This is a genomic window from Leifsonia stereocauli (assembly GCF_038432415.1).
Classification (GTDB): domain Bacteria; phylum Actinomycetota; class Actinomycetes; order Actinomycetales; family Microbacteriaceae; genus Orlajensenia; species Orlajensenia stereocauli.
Genome location: NZ_JBCAUN010000001.1, coordinates 1,816,228 through 1,838,526, shown reverse-complemented (window position 1 = coordinate 1,838,526; position 22,299 = coordinate 1,816,228). Strand labels below are relative to the sequence as shown.

At 68.3% G+C, this 22,299-nt stretch carries 21 protein-coding genes; 12 read left to right on the top strand and 9 right to left on the bottom strand.

What is annotated here, in order from left to right; all coding sequences use genetic code 11:
• Positions 1-26 precede the first annotated feature (26 nt).
• From AADV74_RS08810 to der, 6 genes are read left to right on the top strand one after another with little or no spacing between them, the layout of a single operon-like run.
• Positions 27-839, top strand: coding sequence for a segregation and condensation protein A (locus tag AADV74_RS08810; protein WP_342113127.1), 813 nt, complete (start codon positions 27-29; stop codon positions 837-839).
• The gene (scpB, locus tag AADV74_RS08805; RefSeq protein ID WP_425287270.1) at positions 832-1,482 is read left to right on the top strand and encodes an SMC-Scp complex subunit ScpB; all 651 of its coding nucleotides are present in this window, start codon (positions 832-834) and stop codon (positions 1,480-1,482) included. The genes AADV74_RS08810 and scpB overlap by 8 nt, the downstream gene beginning before the upstream one ends.
• Positions 1,469-2,308, top strand: coding sequence for a pseudouridine synthase (locus AADV74_RS08800; protein ID WP_342113067.1), 840 nt, complete (start codon positions 1,469-1,471; stop codon positions 2,306-2,308). The genes scpB and AADV74_RS08800 overlap by 14 nt, the downstream gene beginning before the upstream one ends.
• Positions 2,309-3,394 (top strand): prephenate dehydrogenase, encoded by a 1,086-nt coding sequence (locus AADV74_RS08795; protein WP_342113066.1) that lies wholly within the window; start codon positions 2,309-2,311, stop codon positions 3,392-3,394.
• Between the two features lie 4 nt (positions 3,395-3,398).
• On the top strand, positions 3,399-4,082 hold the full coding sequence (gene cmk / locus AADV74_RS08790; RefSeq protein ID WP_342113065.1) for a (d)CMP kinase: 684 nt from the start codon (positions 3,399-3,401) through the stop codon (positions 4,080-4,082).
• On the top strand, positions 4,079-5,590 hold the full coding sequence (der, locus tag AADV74_RS08785) for a ribosome biogenesis GTPase Der (RefSeq protein WP_342113064.1): 1,512 nt from the start codon (positions 4,079-4,081) through the stop codon (positions 5,588-5,590). The genes cmk and der overlap by 4 nt, the downstream gene beginning before the upstream one ends.
• 86 nt (positions 5,591-5,676) lie before the next feature.
• Here the strand turns inward: der and AADV74_RS08780 are convergent, their stop codons facing one another.
• The 3 genes from AADV74_RS08780 to AADV74_RS08770 all read right to left on the bottom strand — a co-directional run bounded on the left by AADV74_RS08780 (position 5,677) and on the right by AADV74_RS08770 (position 8,982).
• Positions 5,677-7,125: an MDR family MFS transporter gene (locus AADV74_RS08780; protein WP_342113063.1), complete on the bottom strand. Its 1,449-nt coding sequence runs from the start codon at positions 7,123-7,125 to the stop codon at positions 5,677-5,679.
• A gap of 86 nt (positions 7,126-7,211) precedes the next feature.
• Complete coding sequence (locus AADV74_RS08775) at positions 7,212-7,514, bottom strand: hypothetical protein (RefSeq protein ID WP_342113062.1); 303 nt, start codon at positions 7,512-7,514, stop codon at positions 7,212-7,214.
• A 10-nt stretch (positions 7,515-7,524) separates the two neighbouring features.
• The gene (locus tag AADV74_RS08770) at positions 7,525-8,982 is read right to left on the bottom strand and encodes an MFS transporter (protein WP_425287268.1); all 1,458 of its coding nucleotides are present in this window, start codon (positions 8,980-8,982) and stop codon (positions 7,525-7,527) included.
• A gap of 182 nt (positions 8,983-9,164) precedes the next feature.
• Here AADV74_RS08770 and AADV74_RS08765 point away from each other — a divergent pair, with 182 nt between their 5' ends.
• Entirely contained in the window at positions 9,165-10,340 is a 1,176-nt protein-coding gene (locus AADV74_RS08765; protein WP_342113124.1) for a thiolase family protein, read from the top strand.
• An 85-nt stretch (positions 10,341-10,425) separates the two neighbouring features.
• Positions 10,426-11,217, top strand: coding sequence for an SDR family NAD(P)-dependent oxidoreductase (locus tag AADV74_RS08760; RefSeq protein ID WP_342113061.1), 792 nt, complete (start codon positions 10,426-10,428; stop codon positions 11,215-11,217).
• Positions 11,218-11,245: 28 nt separating this feature from the next.
• Here the strand turns inward: AADV74_RS08760 and AADV74_RS08755 are convergent, their stop codons facing one another.
• From AADV74_RS08755 to AADV74_RS08745, 3 genes are read right to left on the bottom strand one after another with little or no spacing between them, the layout of a single operon-like run.
• A complete protein-coding gene (locus tag AADV74_RS08755) occupies positions 11,246-12,217 on the bottom strand; it encodes a hypothetical protein (protein WP_342113060.1) in 972 nt (323 codons plus the stop codon).
• A complete protein-coding gene (locus tag AADV74_RS08750) occupies positions 12,214-12,555 on the bottom strand; it encodes a PadR family transcriptional regulator (protein ID WP_342113059.1) in 342 nt (113 codons plus the stop codon). The genes AADV74_RS08755 and AADV74_RS08750 overlap by 4 nt, the downstream gene beginning before the upstream one ends.
• Before the next feature lie 46 nt (positions 12,556-12,601).
• The gene (locus AADV74_RS08745; protein ID WP_342113058.1) at positions 12,602-14,050 is read right to left on the bottom strand and encodes a helix-turn-helix domain-containing protein; all 1,449 of its coding nucleotides are present in this window, start codon (positions 14,048-14,050) and stop codon (positions 12,602-12,604) included.
• Positions 14,051-14,175: 125 nt separating this feature from the next.
• Here AADV74_RS08745 and AADV74_RS08740 point away from each other — a divergent pair, with 125 nt between their 5' ends.
• Positions 14,176-16,047, top strand: a complete 1,872-nt coding sequence (locus tag AADV74_RS08740) for a phosphoenolpyruvate carboxykinase (GTP) (protein WP_342113057.1) — start codon at positions 14,176-14,178, stop codon at positions 16,045-16,047.
• A gap of 108 nt (positions 16,048-16,155) precedes the next feature.
• Here AADV74_RS08740 and AADV74_RS08735 read toward each other — a convergent pair whose 3' ends face one another.
• From AADV74_RS08735 to AADV74_RS08725, 3 genes are all read right to left on the bottom strand, one after another.
• Positions 16,156-17,061: a hypothetical protein gene (locus AADV74_RS08735; protein WP_342113056.1), complete on the bottom strand. Its 906-nt coding sequence runs from the start codon at positions 17,059-17,061 to the stop codon at positions 16,156-16,158.
• A gap of 198 nt (positions 17,062-17,259) precedes the next feature.
• Entirely contained in the window at positions 17,260-19,215 is a 1,956-nt protein-coding gene (locus AADV74_RS08730) for an ABC transporter ATP-binding protein (RefSeq protein ID WP_342113055.1), read from the bottom strand.
• A 74-nt stretch (positions 19,216-19,289) separates the two neighbouring features.
• Entirely contained in the window at positions 19,290-19,505 is a 216-nt protein-coding gene (locus tag AADV74_RS08725) for a hypothetical protein (protein WP_056164738.1), read from the bottom strand.
• A 161-nt stretch (positions 19,506-19,666) separates the two neighbouring features.
• On the opposite strand from AADV74_RS08725, the gene AADV74_RS08720 reads away from it, so the two are divergent.
• The 3 genes from AADV74_RS08720 to AADV74_RS08710 are packed head-to-tail and all read left to right on the top strand — an operon-like array spanning position 19,667 to position 22,277.
• Positions 19,667-20,605, top strand: coding sequence for an ABC transporter ATP-binding protein (locus AADV74_RS08720; protein ID WP_342113054.1), 939 nt, complete (start codon positions 19,667-19,669; stop codon positions 20,603-20,605).
• The gene (locus tag AADV74_RS08715) at positions 20,602-21,447 is read left to right on the top strand and encodes an ABC transporter permease (RefSeq protein ID WP_342113053.1); all 846 of its coding nucleotides are present in this window, start codon (positions 20,602-20,604) and stop codon (positions 21,445-21,447) included. Before AADV74_RS08720 ends, AADV74_RS08715 begins: the two co-directional genes overlap by 4 nt.
• Entirely contained in the window at positions 21,444-22,277 is an 834-nt protein-coding gene (locus AADV74_RS08710) for an ABC transporter permease (RefSeq protein ID WP_342113052.1), read from the top strand. The genes AADV74_RS08715 and AADV74_RS08710 overlap by 4 nt, the downstream gene beginning before the upstream one ends.
• The last annotated feature ends 22 nt before the right edge of the window (positions 22,278-22,299 follow it).

Genomic DNA, 22,299 nt, shown 5'->3' with positions numbered 1-22,299 from the left:
TCGGGCAGGCTGAGCCGGCCGGCGCACTGGGCGTCGTCGATCCCGCGGATGCCGAGGAGCCCGGCTTCAGGGTGAAGCTGGCGAACTTCGCAGGGCCGTTCGACCTGCTGCTCTCGCTCATCACCAAGCACGAGCTCGACATCACCGACATCGCCTTGAGCGCAGTGACCGACGAGTTCCTGTCGTACCTGCGCGGCCTCGACAGCGTCGAGGAGCTCGATCAGGCGACGGAGTTCCTCGTCGTCGCGGCGACCCTTCTCGACCTGAAGATCGCGGGCCTGCTGCCGCAGGGGGAGCTCGTCGACGCCGAGGACGTGGCCCTGCTCGAGGCCCGCGACCTGTTGTTCGCGCGCCTGCTGCAGTACCGGGCGTTCAAGCAGGCGTCGACCTGGTTCCAGCAGCACCTCGACGCTGAAGGTTCGCGGCACGCCCGCTCGGTGCGCCTCGAGGAGAAGTACCGCCAGCGCACGCCCGAGCTGGTGTGGACGTTGTCTGCCGACGACTTCGCGGCGATCGCGATGCTCGCGCTCGCACCGCGGGAGGTGCCCGTCGTGGGCCTCGACCACCTGCACGCGCCGCTGGTCAGCATCCGGGAGCAGGCGGCCCTGGTCGTGACGATGCTGCGCCGCGGCGAAGTGCTCTCGTTCCGCGAGCTCGTGGCCGACGCTCCGGTGAAGGGCGTCATCATCGCCCGCTTCCTCGCCGTGCTCGAGTTGTACCGCCACGGAGCGCTCTCCTTCGAGCAGCTCGAACCCCTCGGGGAGCTCACAGTGAAATGGACCAGCGAGCACTGGTCGGACGAAAACTTGGCCAACCTGGGAGCCGACTACGATGCGTGAGACCACTGAAGAGGATGTCATGACGGATGCCGTGACCGAGGCGGACACCGACGTCGCCGTGGCGCCGCCGTCGCCGGGTGAACTCGAGCGACGCCTCGAGGCGATCCTCATGGTGACCGACGAGCCGCAGGGCGTAATCCACCTGGCGACAGCCGTCGGCCGGCCCGTCGCCGAGGTGCAGGCCGCGATCGCCACCCTCGTCGCCGATTACGACGGCCTCGACGGGGACGGCGAGCCCACCGGCATCCGTCGCGGATTCGAGCTTCGCGAGGTCGGCGGCGGCTGGCGCATCTACGTGCGTCCAGAGCACGATGCGCTGGTGACGGACTTCGTGCTCACGCAGAACCCGACGCGACTCTCGCAGGCCGCGCTCGAGACGCTCGCCGTGATCGCCTACAAGCAGCCCATCACGCGAGGGGCCATCGCCTCCATCCGCGCCGTCAACGTGGACTCGGTCGTGCGCACGCTCCTCAGCCGCGGTCTGGTGACGGAGCTGTTCGCCGACGCCGAGACCGGCGCCATCAACTACGGAACGACCGAGCTCCTGCTCACCCAGCTCGGAGTGAACAGCCTCGACGAGCTTCCGCACATCTCCCCGCTCCTCGAGGGCGGAAACGAAGGGTTCGACGGTGACATCCGATAATGCAGCAGACGACGGCATCCGATTGCAGAAGGTGCTGGCAAGTGCCGGCGTCGCCTCGCGCCGGGTGTCGGAAGACCTCATCGTGGCGGGTCGGGTGCGGGTGAACGGCACCGTCGTCACCGAACTCGGCCGCCGCATCCACCCCGAGACCGACCTCGTGGCCGTCGACAACGTGGCCGTGCAGCTCGACAACACCAAGCTCTACCTCATGCTGAACAAGCCGGCCGGGGTGTACTCCTCGATGCGCGACGAGCGCGGCCGCACCGACCTCAGCTACTGGGCCGAGCAGTACGAGGAGCGCATCTTCAACGTCGGGCGTCTGGATGCCGAGACCACGGGACTGCTCATCATGACCAACGACGGCGACCTGGCGCACACGCTGGCGCATCCGTCGTTCGGGGTCGCGAAGACCTACATCGCGAAGGTCGAGGGACGCGTGAGCCCCCAGACCATCGCACAGCTCACCCGCGGCATCGACCTCGAGGACGGCCCGATCGCGGCCGACAAGGCACGACTGATGACGAGCGCATCGGACTCCACGTCGAGCCTCGTCGAGATCACCCTGCACTCCGGTCGCAACCGCATCGTGCGACGGATGCTGGACGCCGTCGGGCATCCCGTCATCGACCTCGTGCGCCGCCAGTTCGGGCCGCTGCACCTCGGAACGCTGCAGATCGGACAGATCCGTCCGCTCACCTCGGCCGAGCTCGGCCAGGTACTCACGCTGTCACGGGACGGCGCCGACAGGAACGCCGAGAACAGCGCCGACGAGGATTCCCGGACGGATCCCGCGACGGGCCCCGAGAAGAACGACGGAGGTCGCTGAGTGGTCGTGGAGTCCCGCCTCATCGGACCCGTGCGCGTCGTCGGCGCCGGTCTGCTCGGCACCAGCGTCGGCCTCGGCCTGACCGCACGGGGCATCGACGTGATCCTCGCCGACGCGTCGCCGACCCACGTGAGCATCGCCGTCGACCTCGGCGCGGGTCGCCGAGCCACCGCCGGAGACGCACCGCAGCTCATCGTCGTGGCGACGCCGCCCGACGTGACGGCATCCGTCGTCGCCGCAGAACTCGCCGCGTTCCCCGACGCGATCGTGACCGACGTCGCCAGCGTGAAGCTGGCCGTGCTGGCCGAGCTCGCCGATCTCGGCGCCGACCTCAGCCGCTACATCGGCTCGCACCCGATGGCCGGCCGCGAACGTGGCGGCCCGCTCGGTGGCCGCGCCGATCTCTTCGTGGGTCGCCCGTGGGTGGTCGCCGCTCACGACGCCATCAGCTACCAGCGTGCCGGAGCGATCGACGACCTCATCCTCGACCTCGGCGCGACCCTCGTGGAGATGACGCCCGAGCAGCACGATGCCGGTGTCGCCCTCATCTCGCACGTGCCGCAGGTGATCTCGAGCCTCATGGCGCGGCGATTCATCGACGCGCCGAGTGCGGCCGTCAACCTCGCCGGCCAAGGCGTGCGCGACGTCACCCGCGTGGCCGCGAGCGACCCCGACCTGTGGGTTCAGATCCTCGGGGCGAACGCCGCGCCGGTGCGTGACATCCTCGTGGCCTACCGCGACGACCTCGACCGCTTCATCGGAGCCCTCGACGACCCCGAGGCGCCAGGGGCCCGCCGCCGCGTGGCCGAGGAGCTCGCCGGCGGCAACGTCGGCGTGGCTCGTCTGCCCGGAAAGCACGGCACCGACAAGCGCTTCACCACCCTGACCGTCATGGTCGACGACAGGCCAGGGCAGCTGGCGCGCCTGCTCGCCGAGATCGGCGAGATCGGCGTGAACCTCGAGGACCTCCGCCTCGAGCACGCTCCGGGCATCCAGGTCGGCCTCGCTGAGATCGCCGTGCTGCCCGAGACCGTCGAACACCTCACCACCGAGCTGGCCGCCCGCGGCTGGCGGATTGCCGGATAGCCAGATGACTTCCACCCCCACCGTCTCTCCCGTCGTCGTCGCCATCGACGGACCCGCAGGCAGCGGCAAGTCCAGCGTGAGCAAGGCCGTCGCACGGCGCCTCGGCTACGGCTTCCTCGACACAGGGGCCGCGTACCGCGCCCTCGCGTGGCTCGCGCTCGAGCGCGGCAGCGACACCGAGAGTGCAGCATCCGTCGTCGCACTGCTCGACGACTTCGACTACGCGATCGGAACCGACCCCGACGGCTACAGCGTGCGGGTGGGGGAGAACGACGTCACCGAGGCCATCCGGGAGCCCCGCGTCGCGGCCGTCGTGAGCGCCGTCGCCCGGGTGCCCGAGGTTCGCTCGCACCTCGTGGCGATGTTCCGGAGCATCGCCGCAGCTGTGGATCGGCCCGGAATCGTGATCGAAGGCCGCGACATCACCACGATCGTGGCCCCTGACGCCCCCGTGCGCATTCTTCTCACAGCCGATGAGACCGTTAGAATGGCGAGAAGGTCGGCTGAGCTGACCGATCTCGCCGCGGATTCCGTCGGTCGAGCACTGGCGGAGCGTGACAGGGCGGATGCCCGAGTCGTCGACTTCCTGAACGCCGCTGACGGTGTGACCACCGTCGATTCCACCCATCTGGATTTCAATCGAACTGTCGATGCCGTGATCACGGTCATCGAGGAGGCATCATCATGAGCACCGACGAAAACGACGACTACGAAGACGTCGACGGCGCCCTCGCCTCGCGCCTGGCCGACGTCGACGAGGAGGCGGCAGCCCAGCGCGCCGCAGCCCTCCGTCGCGGGCTCGACGCCTACGACCTCGAGGACGACGACTTCGACGTCCTCGACACCGTCACCGAGGACCCCGACGCCATCCGCTACCTGCCGGCGCTGCCGGTCATCGCGATCGTCGGGCGACCGAACGTGGGCAAGTCCGCGCTCGTGAACCGCATCCTCGGCCGCCGCGAGGCCGTCGTCGAGGACACCCCCGGCGTCACCCGTGACCGCGTGAACTACAAGGGCGAGTGGAACGACCGTCGCTTCACCCTCGTCGACACCGGCGGCTGGGAGCCCGATGCCAAGGGCATCGACGCCTCCGTGGCAGCGCAGGCCGAGGTGGCCATCGACCTCTGCGACATCGTCATGTTCGTCGTCGACGCCACTGTCGGTGCCACCTCGACCGACGAGCAGGTCGTGCGCATGCTGCGCAAGGCCAAGAAGCCCGTCTTCCTCATCGCCAACAAGGTCGACGACGTTCGTCGCGAGCCGGATGCCGCAGCCCTGTGGAACCTCGGACTCGGCGAGCCCTACCCCGTCTCCGCCCTGCACGGCCGCGGCGTGGCCGACCTGCTCGACGAGATCCTCAAGGTGCTCCCGACGGTGTCGGCCGTCGCCAAGGACGAGGTGGGCGGGCCCCGCCGTGTGGCGATCCTCGGCCGCCCGAACGTCGGCAAGTCGAGCCTGCTGAACAAGTCGGCCGGTGAGGAGCGCGTCGTCGTCAACGACCTCGCCGGAACCACCCGCGACCCCGTCGACGAGCAGGTCGAGCTGGGCGGAAAGGTGTGGCGCTTCGTCGACACCGCCGGCATCCGTCGCCGAGTTCACCTCGCCCAGGGTGCCGACTTCTACGCATCGCTGCGCACCAGTGCAGCGCTCGAGAAGGCCGAGGTCGCCGTGGTCATGCTCGACGTCTCGCAGCCCATCAGCGAGCAGGACGTGCGGATCATCGACCTGGTGCTCGAGTCGGGTCGTGCGCTCGTGCTCGCGTTCAACAAGTGGGACCTCCTCGACGACGACCGTCGCCGCTACCTCGAGCGCGAGATCGAGCAGGACCTCGCGCACGTGGCGTGGGCCCCGCGCGTGAACATCTCCGCCCGCACCGGCCGTCACATCGAGAAGCTCGTTCCCGCCCTCGAGCTCGCGCTCGAGTCGTGGGACACCCGCATCCCGACGGGCAAGTTCAACGCCTTCCTCGCCGAGCTCACCGCGGCGCATCCGCACCCCGTGCGTGGTGGAAAGCAGCCGCGCATCCTGTTCGGAACTCAGGCCGCGAGCCGTCCGCCGACATTCGTCGTGTTCACGACCGGCTTCCTCGACCCGGGCTACCGTCGCTACATCCAGCGTCGTCTGCGCGAGATCTACGGCTTCGAGGGAACGCCGATCGTGCTCAACATGCGTGTGAGGGAGAAACGAACGCGTTAGCGTTCGCTTTTCCCGAACGCGAAAGGCGGCAGCCTGGACGCGCCAGCGTCCTACTCAGGAAATCTCGGGAACACGACTGCACCAGCTCAGGGGCCGGCGGTCTCCTCGGCCGGTGCCACGTACTCGAGGTCCTGGGCGCTGGCGCGTGGCATGGCCAGCGCGGCGATGACCGTGAGCACCGCGGCCACAGTGACCGCGAGGAAGACGGCGGTTGCGGCATCCGCCACCGCCGTCTTGTCGGCCTCGGCGTCGGGAGAGGCCGCGATGATGGTGTTCGCTATGGCGCCGAAGACGGCGACGCCGACGGCGCTGCCTGCGGAACGGGCGAACATGTTCGTGCCGGTGATGACGCCGCGCTCGCCCCACGCCACCGACGACTGCGCAGCGATGAGGCTGGGCGCCGCCACCCAGCCGAGCCCGAAGCCGATCACGAAGCATGACGCCGCGATGAGGATGGTGTTCGGATGCGGCGCCACGAGAGTGACGCCGATGGTGCCGACCACGGCGATGGCGATACCGATGAGCACTGTCGAGCGGAAGCCGATGCGCAGGTAGAGGCGCCCGGCGAGCGCCGCCGAGATGGGCCAGCCCAGGGTGAGTGCTGCGACAGCGAGGCCCGAGATGATGGGAACGACCCCGAGCGTGGTCTCGAGGTAGGTGGGCACGTAGGACGTGAGGCCGATGAGGATGGCGCCGACGCCGAGTGAGATGAAGGTCGTCGTGACGATCAGGCGGCGGGTGAAGATGCCGAGCGGGATGATCGGCTCGGCGGCGCGCTGCTCGATGAGGACGAAAGCGACGAGGGCGATCGCTCCGATGCCGAACGCGGCGAAGCTGGGCACCGAGTTCCAGGCCCAGGCCTGCCCGCCCTCGAGCAGGGCCATGATGATCGCCGTCAGGCCGATGGTGAGGGTGACGGCTCCCGCGTAGTCGATGCGGTGTCTGCGGGGCTCGATCTTCTCGTGGAAGGAGCGGATGAGGCGCCAGCCCGCGATGATGCACAGCGGGATGTTCACGAAGAAGATCCAGCGCCACGAGACGAACTGGCTGAACACGCCGCCGAGGGCAGGCCCGACCACGGAGGAGATCGCCCAGACGCTGGCGATGTAGCCCTGCACCTTGGCGCGCTCGGCGAGCGAGTACAGGTCGCCGACGATGGTGATCGAGGTGGGAAGCACCGCTCCGGCGCCGAGGCCCTGCACGGCCCGGAAGGCGATGAGGGCGGGCATGCTCCACGCGAAGCCGCAGAGGATGGAGCCGAGGAGGAAGAGGCCGATGCCGACGAGGATGATCGGCTTGCGGCCGACGGTGTCTGAGAGCTTGGAGTAGATCGGCACCGAGACGGCCTGGGCCAGCAGGTAGATCGAGAACAGCCACGGGAACTGGGTGAAGTCGCCGAGGTCGGCCACCACCGACGGGACGGCCGTGGCGAGGATGGTCGAATCGATCGCGATGAGGCCCGTCGCGAGCATGAGGGCGATGAGGATCGGCCCGCGCTCGGAGCGGAACCCCACCGACAGTGGTGCACTCGTCATTCTGAAGGCAACGTCATCTGCGCTGGATCATTCCCTGCTCATGGCTGAAATGTGGCACGGAAGACCTGGGCGAAGACGGTTCGGCGTCAGGCCACCGCGTCGACGAGGGCGACGTGGCTGGAGGCCACGCGCTGCGGCACGCCGTCGAATGCCGACTCGCGCTCGGGCGAGGCCATGTACGTCGCCTCTGCTGCTGCGAAGCCAGCGGCATCCGTCGGCAGGCTCACGGCCCAACTGAACTTCGACGCCTCACGATCGAGGTAGGCGAAGTCGACGACGAAGCCGTGGGCCGCGCGCGCAGGAACGAGCCGGGAGTTCCACCACTCGATGAAGGCATCGATCTCGGTCGGAACGAGGTCGTACAAGCGCAGTTGGGTCGTCGTCGTCATGGGCGCAATCCTATTGTTCGCTCGTGTCGGAGTTCACGCTGAGGGGCGTCGCGATGTCCTCCAGCGACCTGTTCTCGGCGTCGATGCCGAGGAACACCTCGACGAGTCCTGCGGCGATCATGAGCCCGGCCCCGATGAAGTAGCCGAACGCCACGGCGCCGATGCCGTCCTCGATGAACTGGCCGAACAGGATCGGTCCGATGATGCCACCGAGGCCGGTGCCGACGGCGTAGAAGAAGGCGATGGCCATGGCCCGGGTCTCCATCGGGAAGATCTCGCTCACGGTCAGGTAGGCGGCGCTGGCGCCTGCAGAGGCGAAGAAGAAGACGATCACCCAGCAGACGGTGAGGGTGACGGGATCCAGGATCCCGGCCTGGAACAGGACGCCGGTGACGATGAGCAGCACTCCCGACCCGATGTAGCAGCTCGAGATCATCACACGGCGACCGATGGTGTCGAAGAAGCGGCCGAGCAGCAGCGGGCCGAGGAAGTTGCCGATGGCTATGGGCACGAGCGACCACGGCGCCACCGCGACCGGAACGTCGAACAGTTCGGTGAGGACGAGGGCGTAGGTGAAGAACACCGCGTTGTAGAGGAAGGCCTGGCCGATGAAGAGCGAGAGGCCGAGAATGAAGCGCTTCGGATACTTCGTGACGCCGACGCGCACGATCTCACCGAAGCCCGTGCTCTTGCGCTGCTTGATCTGGAGGTATTCGTCGACCTCCTCGAGTTTCTCGCCCGTCGACTCCGTGACCTGCTTCTCGACATCGTCGACGATCGTCTCGGCGCTCTGGAGATCGCGGTGGATGAACAGCCAGCGCGGCGACTCGGGAACATTGCGACGCACGAACAGGATGCAGAGACCGAGCACGGCGCCCAGGCCGAAGGCGATGCGCCACCCGAGCTCGGGCGGGAAGATTGCCGTGTCGAGCAGGAAGACCGACAGGATGGCGCCGAACGCGGTGCCGAGCCAGTACGAGCCGTTGATGGCGAGGTCGATCTTGCCGCGGTGCCGGGCCGGGATCAGCTCGTCGATGGCGGAGTTGATGGCCGCATACTCGCCACCGATGCCGGCTCCGGTGAAGAAGCGGCAGATGAAGAAGAACAGCGGGTTGAAGGAGAACGCCGTGGCGACTGTAGCGGCCAGGTAGACGCCGAGGGTCATGATGAACAACTTCTTGCGGCCGAACCTGTCGGTGAGGTAGCCGAAGACCAGAGCACCTGTGCACGCGCCTGCCACGTAGATGGCCGCCGCCAGACCGATCTGCGCCGTCGTGAGGCCGAGGCCGCTGTCCTCCTCGGTGAGGCGGCCGGCGATCGAACCGACGATGGTCACCTCGAGGCCGTCGAGGATCCAGACCGTGCCGAGGCCGATGACGACCATCCAGTGCCACCGCGCCCACGGCAGCCGGTCCATGCGGCCGGGGATGTTCGTGCGGATGATCTTCCCGGTGTCGGTGGTCGTCATGGCGCTCTCCCTTGAACCCCTCAACGCTAGGCAGGCGCGGCGAGAGGGTCGACCCCTTGCGCTCCGGCCGGATCAGGAGGAGCATCCGCCCCCGGCATCCGTAGCCCTCCCGTCGCACATCGTCGCCCTGTCGCATCCGTCGCCCCTGCCGCATCGATCGCGGGAATAGGCTGGGGCCCATGATGAGAGACGCCGTCATCGTCGACGTCGTGCGGACTCCGAGCGGGCGTGGCAAGCCCGGCGGGATGCTGTCGCACGTGCACCCGGTCGACCTCCTCGCCGGAGTGCTGCGCGAGCTCGTCGACCGATCGGGGCTCGATCCTGTGCTGATCGACGACGTGATCGGCGGATGCGTCAGCCAGGTGGGGGAGCAGAGCTACAACGTCGTGCGGAACGCCGTGCTCTCGGCCGGGTTCCCGGTGAGCGTTCCCGGCACGACGGTCGACCGCCAGTGCGGCTCGAGCCAGCAGGCCGCCTCCTTCGCGGCGCAGGGCGTGATCGCCGGTGCCTACGACATCGTGATCGCGTGCGGTGTGGAGTCGATGAGCAGAGTCCCGCTCGGGTCGTCGTTGGGCGGCCAGTCCCCGTACGGCACGAGCATGGCCGCGCGCTTCCCCGACGGACTCGTCGGCCAGGGCGTCTCGGCCGAGCTGATCGCCGCCCGCCACGGCTTCGGGCGCGACGAGCTCGATGCGTTCTCGGCCGGGTCGCACGCCAGAGCCGCTGCGGCCGCGGCGCGTGGGGACTTCGAGCGCGAGCTCGTCGCAGTGGGAGGCGTGGAGTCGCTCGCCGATGAGACCGTGCGCGCGGGCACGACGGCATCCGGTCTCTCCGCCCTGAATCCAGCGTTCCGCACCGACGAGCTCGCAGCTCGGTTCCCCGAGATCGACTGGCGCATCACTCCCGGCAACTCGTCGCCGCTGACGGACGGCGCCTCGGCCGCGCTCATCATGAGCAGCGCGCGGGCAGCCGAGCTCGGGCTCACACCGCGCGCCAGGTTCCACGCCTTCGCGGTGACGGGCAGCGATCCGCTGCTGATGCTCACCGGCGTGGTTCCGGCCACGCGGAAGGTTCTCGACAGGGCAGGGCTCACCATCGGCGACATCGCCGTCTCCGAGGTGAACGAGGCGTTCGCACCCGTGCCGCTGCTCTGGCTGCAGGAGCTCTCCGCCGATCCGGCCACTCTCAACCCTCAGGGCGGGGCCATCGCCCTGGGTCATGCCCTCGGATCGTCGGGCACGAGGCTTCTCGCGACCCTCGTCACCTCCCTCGAGCGCGGCGGCGGCCGCTACGGCCTGCAGACAATGTGCGAGGGCGGCGGGATGGCCAACGCGACGATCATCGAGCGCCTGCGCTGACGGACCGACGCACGCAGGACCAGCTGACGGCCCGACGCACACAGGACCATCAGAACAACCAGAAGGATCAGAAGGAGAACAACGGATGCGGATCGACGGACTGTCGGCACTGGTGACCGGAGGGGCTTCCGGCCTCGGCAAGGCGACGGCGACGGCGCTCCACGCGGCTGGCGCGAGCGTGGTGCTCGTCGACCTGCCATCGTCGCCCGGGGCGGCGGTCGCGGCCGAGCTGGGCGAGCGGGCACGGTTCGTCGCAGCCGACGTGACGAACGAGGCCGAGGTGCAGGCTGCCATCGATGCCGCGCAGCAGCTGGCTCCGCTGCGCGTCGTCGTCAACTGCGCGGGCATCGCCACGGCAGGCCGCACCGTCGGACGCGAGGGGCCGCTCGATCTCGGCGTCTTCGAGCGCACCATCATGGTGAATCTCATCGGCACCTTCAACGTCGCGCGCCTGGCCGCCGCAGCCATGGCCGCGAACGAGCCCGTGGCGGCATCCGCTCTTCCGGGAGTGCCCGAGACGGCGGAGCGCGGGGTCATCATCAACACGGCATCCGTCGCAGCATTCGACGGGCAGATCGGTCAGGCCGCCTACTCGGCGTCGAAGGGCGGCGTGGCTGCGATGACGCTGCCGCTGGCGCGCGACCTGTCGAAGCTGCTCATCCGCGTGATGACCATCGCGCCGGGCATCTTCGAGACTCCGATGATGGCCGGGATGCCTGACGAGGTGCGGGCGTCGCTCGAGGCGCAGATCCCGCATCCGTCACGGATGGGGACGCCGGCCGAGTACGCCGCCCTCGCCCGCCATATCGTGGAGAACCCGATGCTGAACGGCGAGACCATCAGACTCGACGGCGCCATCCGGATGCAGCCGAAGTAGGGCGGCGCTCGCCGAGGTCCTTCCGCTCTCAGGACTTCGCAGACAGGCGGGGGTGATGAGCCCTGTAGGCGTTGTAGAACCCGTCGATGACATCCCAGGTCGCTATGAGGACGAGGCTGACCACGACGATGATGCTCGTGATGCGCCATGCCTCATCGAAGTTCTCGTCGGTGTGCCGGGCGACGGCGTCGAGGAACGCAGGGTTGAGAAGACTGCCCATCACCCCGAGACAGACCGCTGGAATGGCGAAGGCGAGGTTGAGCACCACGTTGACGCCGGCGAGCGGGTAGCTCCACCCGCGGAAGTACACGGCGAAGGCGAAGCCGATCTCGGCCACGGTCAGGGCGATGAACCACGGGATCCAGAACGTCCAGAGGTCCTGGTTCAGCACGGGGAGACTTTCGTCGGAGCCGGCCAGGTACGGGTTGAACTGCTGCCACACCAAGGCCACGAGGAAGAGCGCGAGGAACGCGACGCTCGCAATGAGCTGACCGAGTGCCGAGTGCTGCGTCGGTGACGGTACCTCCGGTAGCTGATCGGGAGACCACACCACCATCGGGGCGTCCTTGGTGCTGCGATCCATGATCACGAAGACCACCGTGGTCCAGAACCCGAGGTTGACTGTCACCTGGATCGCGCCGCCGATCATCGATCCGATGATGGCACCGACGGGGGCGCCGGCGACGAACTGCCCGATGCCGATGCCGACGGCGGCGATGGGCACCACGATCGCCAGGAGCAGCTTCAGCAGTCGCAGCCAGATCAGGTAGTACTCCGGGCCGATGAGGGTGAGCGGCCGGTCGGCGTAGCGCGCGGCGAGTGCCAACGGGTCGCCGAGCTCGACGAGGGCGTCGCGCTCCGCTGTCGGCGAGCCGGCCTCGAGACGAGCGTCGATGGCGTCTGCCACCAGCCCGCGCACCTCCTGCTCGAGTTCGGGGCGCTGCTTCTCGGGTGCTGTGCGCACGACGGCCCAGACGTAGCGGTCGGTGAGGGTGGTCATGAGTCTTCTCCTCGGATGAGACGGCGGAGGGAGTCGTCGATTCGACCCCAGTCATCGGTGAGGGCTGATGCCATCTGCTCGCCCTCGGGGCTCGTGCTGTAGAACTTGCGCGGGCGGGACTCGTCGGTGTTCCACTCGCTCGTGAGCAGGCCCTGCTTCTCGAGGCGACGGAGCAACGGGTACAGCGTGTTGGCGTCGACGCTGAAGCCCAGCGTGTCGAGAGTCTCGAGCAGCGCATAACCGTAGTCGGGTGTGCGCAGCCGCAGCAGGCAGGCGAGGACGACGGTTCCGCGGCGCAGCTCCTGGAGGTGTCCGGTGATCAGATCGTCTTCGCCCATGCGTCACACCATACTGTGTGACGCACACTATTGCAATGGGTCACGCCTAGCGGTCGGTCGCGGCGTGCGCCTCCAGGAAGGAGTAGACGGCGGCGTCGTCGACGCCCGGGAAGGTGCCCGACGGCAGGGGAGAGAGGATCTGCGCGTGCAGGCGGGCGCTCGGCCAGGCCTGTCCGGCCCAGCGGTCCGCCAGTTCAGAGGGTGCGCGCCGGCAGCACGACTCGTCGGGGCAGGTCGACACCGCGCGCACCGTCGTCTCGCGCCCGCGGAACCACTTCGCCTCGCTGAACGGGACCCCGAGCGTGATGGAGTACTCGCCGTCGTCCGATCGGCCGGTCTGGGTCGCGCACCAGTACGTACCGGCTGGGGTGTCGGTGTACTGGTAGAACTCCGTGGTGCGGTTCGTGTGGGTGAAGGCGTTGCGAGCGCTCCACTTCTTGCACACCCACTGGCCCTCGATGGAGCCGGTCACATCCGTCGGCAACGGGATGTCGTCGTTCTCGTAGCCCTTCAGCAGGGCGCCGTCGCCGTTCACTCTGAGGAAGTGCATGGTCATGTCGAGGTGAGCGGTGCCGAGGTTGGTGAAGCGCAGGGCCGCGGCCTCGTGGGTCACGCCGAAGGCGTCGCGGAAGTCCTCGATGGCGAGGCGCTTCTCCTTCTTCGCCGCCTGCAGGAAGGCGACGGATGCCTCCTGAGGCATCAGGCAGCAGGCTGCGAAGTAGTTGATCTCGAGGCGCTGCTGCAGGAACTCGGCGTAGCTGCCCGGGCGTTCGTGACCGAGGATGCGGTGGGCCATCGCCTGCAGCGCCATCGACCTCAGTCCATGACCGCCGGGGATGGACGCCGGCGGCAGGTAGATGCGGCCGTTCGCGATGTCCGTGATGGAGCGGGTGGAGTCGGGCAGGTCGTTCACGTAGATGAGCTGGAACCCGAGCTGTTCGGCCATCACGCTGACCTCGCGGTGGGTGAGGGCTCCCACCCTGTGCCCGGCCGCCTTCACGCGGTCCTCGGCGAGCTGCTCGATCTCGGGGAGGTGGTTCTGCCTCTCCCGCATCCGCTCGCGCAGCTCGGTGTTCGCCCGCCGCGCCTCCTCAGGCGTCGCTATGGCCTCCGAGGCCCGGCGTGCGAGCTCGCGGTGCAGGCCGAGCATCGCCTCCAGGGTCTCGTCGGTGGTGCCGCGCGTGGGCTTCACCGTCGGAAGTCCGAGCGACACGTACAGCGGATTGCGCTGAGCCCTGGCGAGCTCGATCTCGAGGGCAGCCCGCGTGTTCGGCGCCTCGGTCGCCAGCAGCGCCGTGAGATCGACGTCGAGTGCGCCCGCGATGGCCTGCAGCGTGCCGACCCTGGCCTCGCGCTTGCCGTTCTCGATGAGAGAGAGCTGGCTGCCGGCGATGCCGACAAGCTCGCCGAGTTGGTCGAGGGTGAGCCCGCGCTGGCCGCGGAAATGGCGGATTCGATGGCCGAGGGTGGTGAGGTCAGAGCCACGTTGCTTCATGACTTGAGAATAGCGAAACTTCCACGATTCTTAACAACAGATTTCTCGCAGCAGGAGGTCAGAAATGCGTGAACCTTAAGTAACCAGCGCCCCACCCTCGCAGGATCAACCGAAAGGCGAGTGCCATGACCATCTCCGACATCGCAACGGGAACGGCATCCGACGGACGCGAGCGAGACGACTCCACGCCCCGTGTCGGCACCACCGATCGGGCCCTGCGTACCTGGGTCGACGAGATCGCCGCGATCACCCTGCCCGATGCGATCGTGTGGTGCGATGGCTCGATGGCGGAGGCCGACAGGCTCACGAAGGAGCTCGTGGCGACTGGGCGACTGATCAGGCTGAACCCGGAATGGCGTCCGAACAGCTACCTGGCGCGTACCGATCCCGAGGACGTCGCCAGGGTCGAGGATCGCACCTTCATCTGCTCCACCTACGAGGAGGACGCAGGGCCGACGAACAACTGGCGCGACCCGCGTGAGATGCGGGAGGAGCTGCAGGGTGTGTTCGCCGGCTCGATGCGCGGCCGCACGATGTACGTCGTCCCGTTCTCGATGGGCCCTCTCGGCGGCCCCATCTCGCAGCTGGGTGTCGAGATCACCGACTCGCCCTACGTCGTGCTCAGCATGGGCATCATGACGCGCATGGGTGACAGGGTCTACCGCATGATCGAGGACGGCGAGCCCTGGGTGCACACCGTGCACAGCGTCGGCTACCCGCTGCGCGACGAGCGCGGCTTCAAGCGCACCGATGCCGACTGGCCGTGCAACCCCGAGAAGTACATCGTGCAGTTCCCCGACACCCGCGAGGTGTGGTCGTTCGGGTCGGGGTACGGCGGCAACGCCCTGCTCGCCAAGAAGTGCTTCGCGCTGCGCATCGCCTCGGTCATGGGCCGAGACGAGGGCTGGCTGGCCGAGCACATGCTGCTCATCAAGATCACCTCACCCGAGGGCAAGGCGTACCACGTGGCCGCTGCGTTCCCGTCAGCCTGCGGCAAGACGAACCTCGCGATGCTGCGTCCGTCGATCCCCGGCTGGACCGTCGAGACCCTCGGCGACGACATCGCGTGGATGCGTCCGGGGGAGGACGGCCGCCTCTGGGCGATCAACCCCGAGGCCGGCTTCTTCGGCGTCGCGCCCGGAACCGGCGAGACCACCAACCCGACGGCCGTGCAGACGCTCTGGGGCAACACGATCTTCACGAACGTCGCCCTCCGCCCCGATGGCGACGTGTGGTGGGAGGGCCTCACGGAGGCAGTTCCCGCTCAGCTCACCGACTGGACCGGGCAGCCGTGGACGCCGGATTCCGGCCGCCCCGCGGCGCATCCGAACTCCCGCTTCACCGTCGCGGCCGCCCAGTGCCCGACGATGGCCGACGACTGGGAGTCGTTCGCCGGGGTCCCCATCGATGCCATCCTGTTCGGCGGCCGCCGTGCGACGAACGTTCCGCTGGTGGCGCAGGCGCGCACCTGGAAGCACGGCGTGTTCATGGGGGCGACGATCTCCTCGGAGAAGACGGCTGCAGCCGAGGGCACAGTCGGCGAGCTCCGCCGCGATCCCTTCGCCATGCTCCCGTTCTGCGGCTACAACATGGCCGACTACTGGGGCCACTGGGTGAAGATGGGCCGCACCCTCGGCACCCGGGCTCCGGCGATCTTCCAGGTCAACTGGTTCCGCAAGGGCAACGACGGCTCGTTCCTCTGGCCCGGATTCGGCGAGAACGCGCGCGTGCTCGAGTGGATCATCCGTCGCCTCGAAGGCACGGCGGATGCCGTCTCGACACCGATCGGCCTGCTGCCTGCCGAGGGCTCCCTCGACGTTGACGGGCTCGACCTGTCGGCCGACGCCCTCGACGCCCTGTTCGACGTGGATGCCGCATCCTGGCTCGCCGAGTGCGACCTCACCGAGGAGTACTTCGACTTGTTCGGCAGTCGGGTGCCGGCGGCGCTGCGCGCCGAGCTGGCCAGCATCCGGTACCACCTGAAGCAGGAGGACTGACGCCCTGCTCGCTCGCTGCTCCGTACCTCGAGTCGCCCACGTTCGTGTCGCCATCCTGCCCGGTTCAGCGTGGCGATGCGACGAACGTGGGCGACTCGAGGTGGGCCGTCAGCGTCGCCAGCCGCGCAGGCTCAGCGCGCGCTCGACCTGCCACTGAACGGATGCCGCATTCATCTTCTCGACGCGGATGCAGATCCACCCCAAGTTCTGAAGCAGGTTGAACCGGTGGATGTCCTTGTTCCACTGCAGCGGGTCGCGGAGGTGGTGCTCGCCCTCGTACTCGACGAGGACCTTGTACTCGGGGAAGGCGAGGTCCACCCGGGCGACGAAGGCGCCATTCGCTGCGGAGATGACGTAGTTGAGTTCGGGTCGAGGCAGGCCGGCGTGATGGAGTCGGAGCCGCACGAGTGATTCGCGCGGCGACTGCGATCGATTCGTCAGCAGGGGGAGTGCGCCGCGTGCTGCTCGGACGCCCCGGGCTCGCGGGTGCGCGAGGACCTGGCCGGCCAGTTCCTCGAGAGAGCACAACGGCTCGGTCCAGCGGAGCAGGCGATCGCCCGCGATGACGAGATGGTCGATGGAGAGACCCGTCGACGCGAGGTCGAGCCAGGTTCGCGCCGCGCCGGTGATGCGCATGCCCTGGCAGTGGATGACCTCGAGGGGCGATGCCTCGATGCTGTGGCCGCGGAGTCCGCTGGCGTGGGGTGCACGAGCCGGCGCAATGACCGACAGGTGCGGCCGTTCGTCGCGCTCCGCTCGCCGGGGGAGGGGGATGCCGTAGGCGATCGCGGCCGTCGTATGGCTGAGGAAGGTGTGGTCCCCGATGCGCGCGCTGAGCAGGCGAGCGCGATCGAGATGGGCGAGCTCCGAGCCTGCCGGAACACGCGTGCCGGCATACGGAGCATCGAGGTCGGCTCTGCGAAGTCGCTCGCGAGAGACACCAGCATCGATGGCTCCACTGACGACGAACTGATGCTCGATCTGGGCGGGAAGCGGCTTCGGTGGTCGGGGCATCCCAGCAGCGTGCGCTCCCGGTCGACCGCGCGGCCGGGAATGTCACGACCAGTGGTTTTCCAACGCCACGATGCGGAGGTGGAGGACTCCCGCCAGCCCCCGAGTCGCCCATCTTCGTCGCCTCCCCCGCCGAATCGAGCAGCTGTGGCGACGAATGTGGGCGACTCGGCGGAGGGTCCGGCGCGGCGGCGCGGGGCGCTAGACCAGCAGCTGGTGCCTCGCCAGGTCGCGGTAGAGCGGCGTCGATGCGACCAGCTCCGAGTGCGTCCCGGTGCCGATGACCCGACCGTGCTCGAGCACCACGATCTGGTCGGAGTCGACCACCGTCGAGAGCCTGTGCGCGATCACGATGAGCGTGCGATCCTCGGCGACGGCGTCGATCGCGTCGCGCATCTTCTGCTCGTTGACGCCGTCGAGGCTCGAGGTCGACTCGTCGAGCAGCAGGATGGGCGACTCCGAGAGCAGGGCCCTGGCGATGGCGAGGCGCTGGCGCTCTCCGCCCGAGAGCATCACGCCGTTCTCGCCGACCTCGGCCGAGAGGCCGGCCGGGTCGCGGTCGAGCACCTCGGACAGGTTCACGGCTGCGAGCACCGAGATGCACTGCTCGTCCGTCGCATCCGGAGCCGACAGCACGAGGTTGTCGCGGATCGACCCCGCGAGCACCGGGGCGTCCTGCTCGACGTAGCCGATCTGGGCCCGCAGATCATGGCGATCGAGCGAACGGATGTCGAGACCACCCAGTCGCACCTCGCCGCCCGTGGGGTCGTAGAACCGCTCGATCAGGGCGAGGATCGTGCTCTTGCCGGCGCCCGACGGCCCGACGAGGGCCGTGCGCTTGCCGCGCGGGGCGGTGAACGAGACGCCGCCGAGTACGGCGGGTCGAGGAACAGCGGGGGCATCGGCTGCGGCATCCGTGGTCGAGGAATCCGTGGCGGCGTCCGGCGAACCCGTCTGCGAGAGTCCGTCGAGCTCGACGAGCGGGTTGAGGCTGGGAGCGGGAGTCTCCGACGGCTCGACGATGACGGATGTCGCCGGGTAGGAGAACCGCACTTCGCGGAATTCGATGGCTGGGGCATCGGGCAGCACGGCGTCGTTCGCGGCACCGATGATGACGGCGAGAGGGGCGAGGTCGCGATCGTTCTGGTCCTCGGTCGGCAGGTCGATGATCTCCTGGATGCGACCGAGGGCTCCGAGCGCCGAGTTCACCGAGGTGAGGGCGCCGAAGGCGGATCCGAGCGGGGCGATGAGCATGAACAGCAGCATGATGAACGCGACCAGGCTGCCGATCTCGATGTCGCCGGCCGCGACCCTGAAACCGCCGAGGCCCAGTACGACGAGGAGGGAGACCTGCAGGGCGATGCCGGCGACGGGAACGACCAGGGCCGAGATCCTGGCGACCTTCACGCCCGCCTCGTAGGCGCCCACGGCGTGATGCTCGACAGTGGCGATCTCGCGGTCGGTGGCGTTCGAAGCGCGCACAGTACGGACGGCGCTGATGGAGCGCTCGACGCCCGACGACAGCTCGCCCACCTTGGCCTGCGTGGCGTGGCTGGCCTCGCGGATGCGGCCGGAGAGCAGCGTCACGACCACGATCGAGACGGCGATCACGAGCGCCGTCGCCCCGAGAAGCACCGGGTCGATGACGAGCATCGCGATGAGAGCGCCGACGAAGAGCAGCACCCCGCCGACACTGTCGACGAGCCCCTGGGTGAGCACAGCGCGCAGCAGCGTGGTGTCGCTGCCGACGCGGGAGACGAGGTCTCCGGTGCGGCGACTGTCGAACTGGGCGATGGGCAGGTGCAGCATCCGTGCGATGAGGCGCTTGCGACTGGCGAGCACGACGGATTCACCCGTGCGCTGCAGCAGGTAGTGCTGGTAGCCGCTGATGAGCGCCGAGATGACGACGAGGGCGATGAGGATCGTCACCAGGTTGCCGAGGTCGTCACCGGCCTGCACCAGGGTGATGAGGTTGCTGACGAGCAGTGGCTGCGCGAGGCTCGCTGCGGCGCCGAGCACGCTCAACACGATGACGGCGACGATCACGCCCTTCTGCTCGAAGATGTAGGGCAGCAACTGGCTGAAGGTGGCGCGCGGGCCGTCCTTCGGGGTGGAACGGCGGCCGAGGCCGCGCGAGCGCGTGGATGTTTCGCTCATGACTTCTCTCTGATTGCTGCGGATGCCGTCTCACGCCTGGCGCGACTGCCGGCATCCACGGGGGAACGGATGCCTCAGCTGCGTCCGTACTTCTTGTGCACCGCCTGCTTGCTCACCTCGAGGGCGAGGGCGATGAGCTGCCAGCTGGCACCGCGGGCGCGGGCGCGCCTCACGGCGACGGTCTCGACCCTGTCGAGTTCGCGCTGCAGACGGTGGATCGCCCGGAGCGATTCGATCGGGTCGTCTCCGCCCGCGCTGGCGGCGAGGGTGTGAATCGTGGTGACGTCCATGTCGTCAACCGTAGTTGACGCACCCGGATTAGTCAATTCAGGTTGACGATTCGGATCGGTGGAGGTCATGCCTCCATTCTCACCCCGTTCACGGGGCGAGTGGTGCCAGGGGTGGTGTGCGCGGGCCGTGCAACGTCGGCGGTCTTCGCTAGGTTGGACGGGTGCCAGCCCCCGTCATCGTCGCCAGTGACCTCGTCAAGAAGTACCAGGACTTCGCCGCCGTCGACGGCATCTCGTTCGAGGTCGCTCCGGGGGAGTCGTTCGGGCTTCTCGGGCCGAACGGTGCGGGCAAGTCGACCACCATGCGCATGGTGGGTGCCGTCTCGACGCGCACGAGCGGCGAGCTGGGCATCCTCGGGCTCGATCCCGACGTGCACGGTCCCGAGATCCGGTCGCAGCTGGGCGTCGTTCCCCAGTCCGACAACCTCGACACCGAGCTGCGCGTGCGCGAGAACCTGCTGGTGTACGGGCGCTACTTCGGTCTTCCGCGCAAGCTCGTCGCACAGCGTGCCGATGAACTGCTGGCCTTCGCGCAGCTCGAGGGCAAGGAGAAGGCGCGCGTCGACGCGCTCTCCGGCGGTATGAAGCGTCGTCTCACCATCGCCCGTGCCCTCATCAACGATCCCCGCATCCTGCTGCTCGACGAACCCACCACAGGACTCGACCCGCAGGCGCGGCACATCCTCTGGGATCGCCTCTTCCGGCTGAAGGAGCAGGGCACGACCCTGCTGCTCACCACGCACTACATGGACGAGGCCGAGCAGCTCTGCGACCGCCTCGTCGTCGTCGACAAGGGCGCGATCATGGCCGAGGGCTCGCCTGCCCAGCTCATCCGCACCCATTCCACCCGGGAGGTGCTCGAGGTGCGGTTCGGCAGCGACCGGAACGCCGAGGTCGGAGCCCAGCTCGCGCGTGCGCAGGGCGTAGACGGCCACCGCGTCGAGGTGCTGCCCGACAGGGTGCTGATCTACAGCGACAACGGCGAGGCCGAGCTCGTGAAGATGACCGAGGCCGGGCTCCGCCCCGTCACGAGCCTGGTGCGCCGATCGAGCCTCGAAGACGTCTTCCTGAGGCTCACCGGGCGGAGTCTCGTCGAATGAGCGTGACCACCGAGCAGTCGACGGATGCCGCCCGCGCCGTGGCGGCCGGTCGACGTTCGCGCCGCTGGGGTGCCTGGTACGTGACCGAGCACAGGCTGCGCATGATGCGCACCTACACGGGCACGGTGGTGATCGCGGGCATCGGCAGCCCGCTGCTCTACCTCTACGCCCTCGGCGTCGGCCTCGCGACGATCGTCGATGCGAACATGGGGCCTGATGCGGTCGACGGCGTGAGCTATCTCGTCTTCGTCGCGCCGGCACTGCTGGCGACAGCCGGCATCACCGTCGCCAGCGAGGAGTTCACCTACCCGATCATGCTCGGGTACAAGTGGAATCCGACCTTCACCGGCGCCGCGGCCTCCCCGATCCGCCCCGTGCAGATCGTCGACGGCGTGGTCTACTCGGTCGTCATCCGCATGCTGGTGAACCTCGTGCTTTTCTATGTGCTGATGCTGGTGTTCGGGGCCTCGCCGTCGCCCGTCGGCTTCCTCGGCATCGTCGCCGGACTCCTCGGCGGGCTCGCCTTCGGCACGGTCATCATGGGCTACACCTCGACGCTGCAGGAGGACACCGGGCAGCTCGCCATGGTGCAGCGCTTCATCGTGCTTCCGATGACCCTGTTCTCCGGCACCTTCTTCCCGCTGGCGACGTTCCCGATCTACCTGCAGTGGATCGGGTGGATCAGCCCGCTCTGGCATGCCACGGAGCTGGCCAGGGTGTTCTCGTACGGCTACGCCGAGCCCATCTGGCTGACTGTCGTGCACCTCGCCTACCTCGTCGCTCTGATCGTGATCGGCTGGGCCTGGTCGCGACGCATCGCCGTGCGGAGGCTGAACTCGTGACCGGGGCGACGGAGCAGGACTTCGCACCGAGCAGCATCCGCCCCCGTCCGGTGCGGTCGCTGTATGCGGGGAACGCCCGCGCGGTGATGCTGCGTGGCTGGCGCGCGACGGCGAGCACGAACTGGCTGGTGGTCGTGAGCGGCCTGTTCGAGCCGATCTTCTACCTCCTCGCGATGGGCATCGGGCTCGGCAGCCTCGTCGGAGCCGTCACTCTGTCGAACGGGCAGGAGGTGAGCTACCCGGCCTACATCGCCCCCGCCCTGCTCGCCGTCGCCGCGATGAACGGCGCGATCTACGACTCCACCTGGAACGTCTTCTTCAAGATGCAGTTCGCGAAGCTCTACGAGGGCATGTTGTCGACCTCGCTCGGGCCGCTCGACGTTGCCCTCGGTGAGATCCTGCTCGCGCTGCTGCGCGGCGCGCTGTACGCCGTCGGCTTCCAGCTGGTGATGCAGGTGCTCGGCCTCAATCTGTCGTGGTGGGCGCTCCTCGCGCTGCCGGCGGTGCTGCTCATAGCGTTCGGCTTCGCGAGCGTGGGCATGGCCATCACGAGCTACATGAAGAGCTTCCAGCAGATGGACTGGATCAACTTCATCATGCTGCCGATGTTCCTGTTCTCGGCCACGTTCTACCCGTTGAGCGTCTACCCGCAGTGGCTGCAGTACGTGATCCAGGCGATGCCGTTGTGGCACGGCGTCGAGCTGGTGCGCGGACTGACCACGGGTGACGTGAACTGGGGACTGCTCTGGCACGTCCTCTACTACACCGTCATGATCGTGCTCGGCCTCGTGGTCACCACGAAGCGGCTGCGAGCGCTCTTCCTGGACTGAACGCGGCCCGCTCGCCGAGACC

Coding starts and splice junctions, on each gene's coding strand:
- AADV74_RS08755 (WP_342113060.1), bottom strand. CDS start 12,217: ATGACCACCCTCACCGACCGCTACGTCTGGGCCGTCGTGCGCACAGCA.
- AADV74_RS08730 (WP_342113055.1), bottom strand. CDS start 19,215: ATGAGCGAAACATCCACGCGCTCGCGCGGCCTCGGCCGCCGTTCCACC.
- AADV74_RS08715 (WP_342113053.1), top strand. CDS start 20,602: ATGAGCGTGACCACCGAGCAGTCGACGGATGCCGCCCGCGCCGTGGCG.
- AADV74_RS08770 (WP_425287268.1), bottom strand. CDS start 8,982: ATGACGACCACCGACACCGGGAAGATCATCCGCACGAACATCCCCGGC.
- AADV74_RS08725 (WP_056164738.1), bottom strand. CDS start 19,505: ATGGACGTCACCACGATTCACACCCTCGCCGCCAGCGCGGGCGGAGAC.
- cmk (WP_342113065.1), top strand. CDS start 3,399: ATGACTTCCACCCCCACCGTCTCTCCCGTCGTCGTCGCCATCGACGGA.
- AADV74_RS08740 (WP_342113057.1), top strand. CDS start 14,176: ATGACCATCTCCGACATCGCAACGGGAACGGCATCCGACGGACGCGAG.
- AADV74_RS08745 (WP_342113058.1), bottom strand. CDS start 14,050: ATGAAGCAACGTGGCTCTGACCTCACCACCCTCGGCCATCGAATCCGC.
- AADV74_RS08735 (WP_342113056.1), bottom strand. CDS start 17,061: ATGCCCCGACCACCGAAGCCGCTTCCCGCCCAGATCGAGCATCAGTTC.
- AADV74_RS08765 (WP_342113124.1), top strand. CDS start 9,165: ATGAGAGACGCCGTCATCGTCGACGTCGTGCGGACTCCGAGCGGGCGT.
- AADV74_RS08750 (WP_342113059.1), bottom strand. CDS start 12,555: ATGGGCGAAGACGATCTGATCACCGGACACCTCCAGGAGCTGCGCCGC.
- AADV74_RS08780 (WP_342113063.1), bottom strand. CDS start 7,125: ATGACGAGTGCACCACTGTCGGTGGGGTTCCGCTCCGAGCGCGGGCCG.
- AADV74_RS08760 (WP_342113061.1), top strand. CDS start 10,426: ATGCGGATCGACGGACTGTCGGCACTGGTGACCGGAGGGGCTTCCGGC.
- der (WP_342113064.1), top strand. CDS start 4,079: ATGAGCACCGACGAAAACGACGACTACGAAGACGTCGACGGCGCCCTC.
- scpB (WP_425287270.1), top strand. CDS start 832: ATGCGTGAGACCACTGAAGAGGATGTCATGACGGATGCCGTGACCGAG.
- AADV74_RS08775 (WP_342113062.1), bottom strand. CDS start 7,514: ATGACGACGACGACCCAACTGCGCTTGTACGACCTCGTTCCGACCGAG.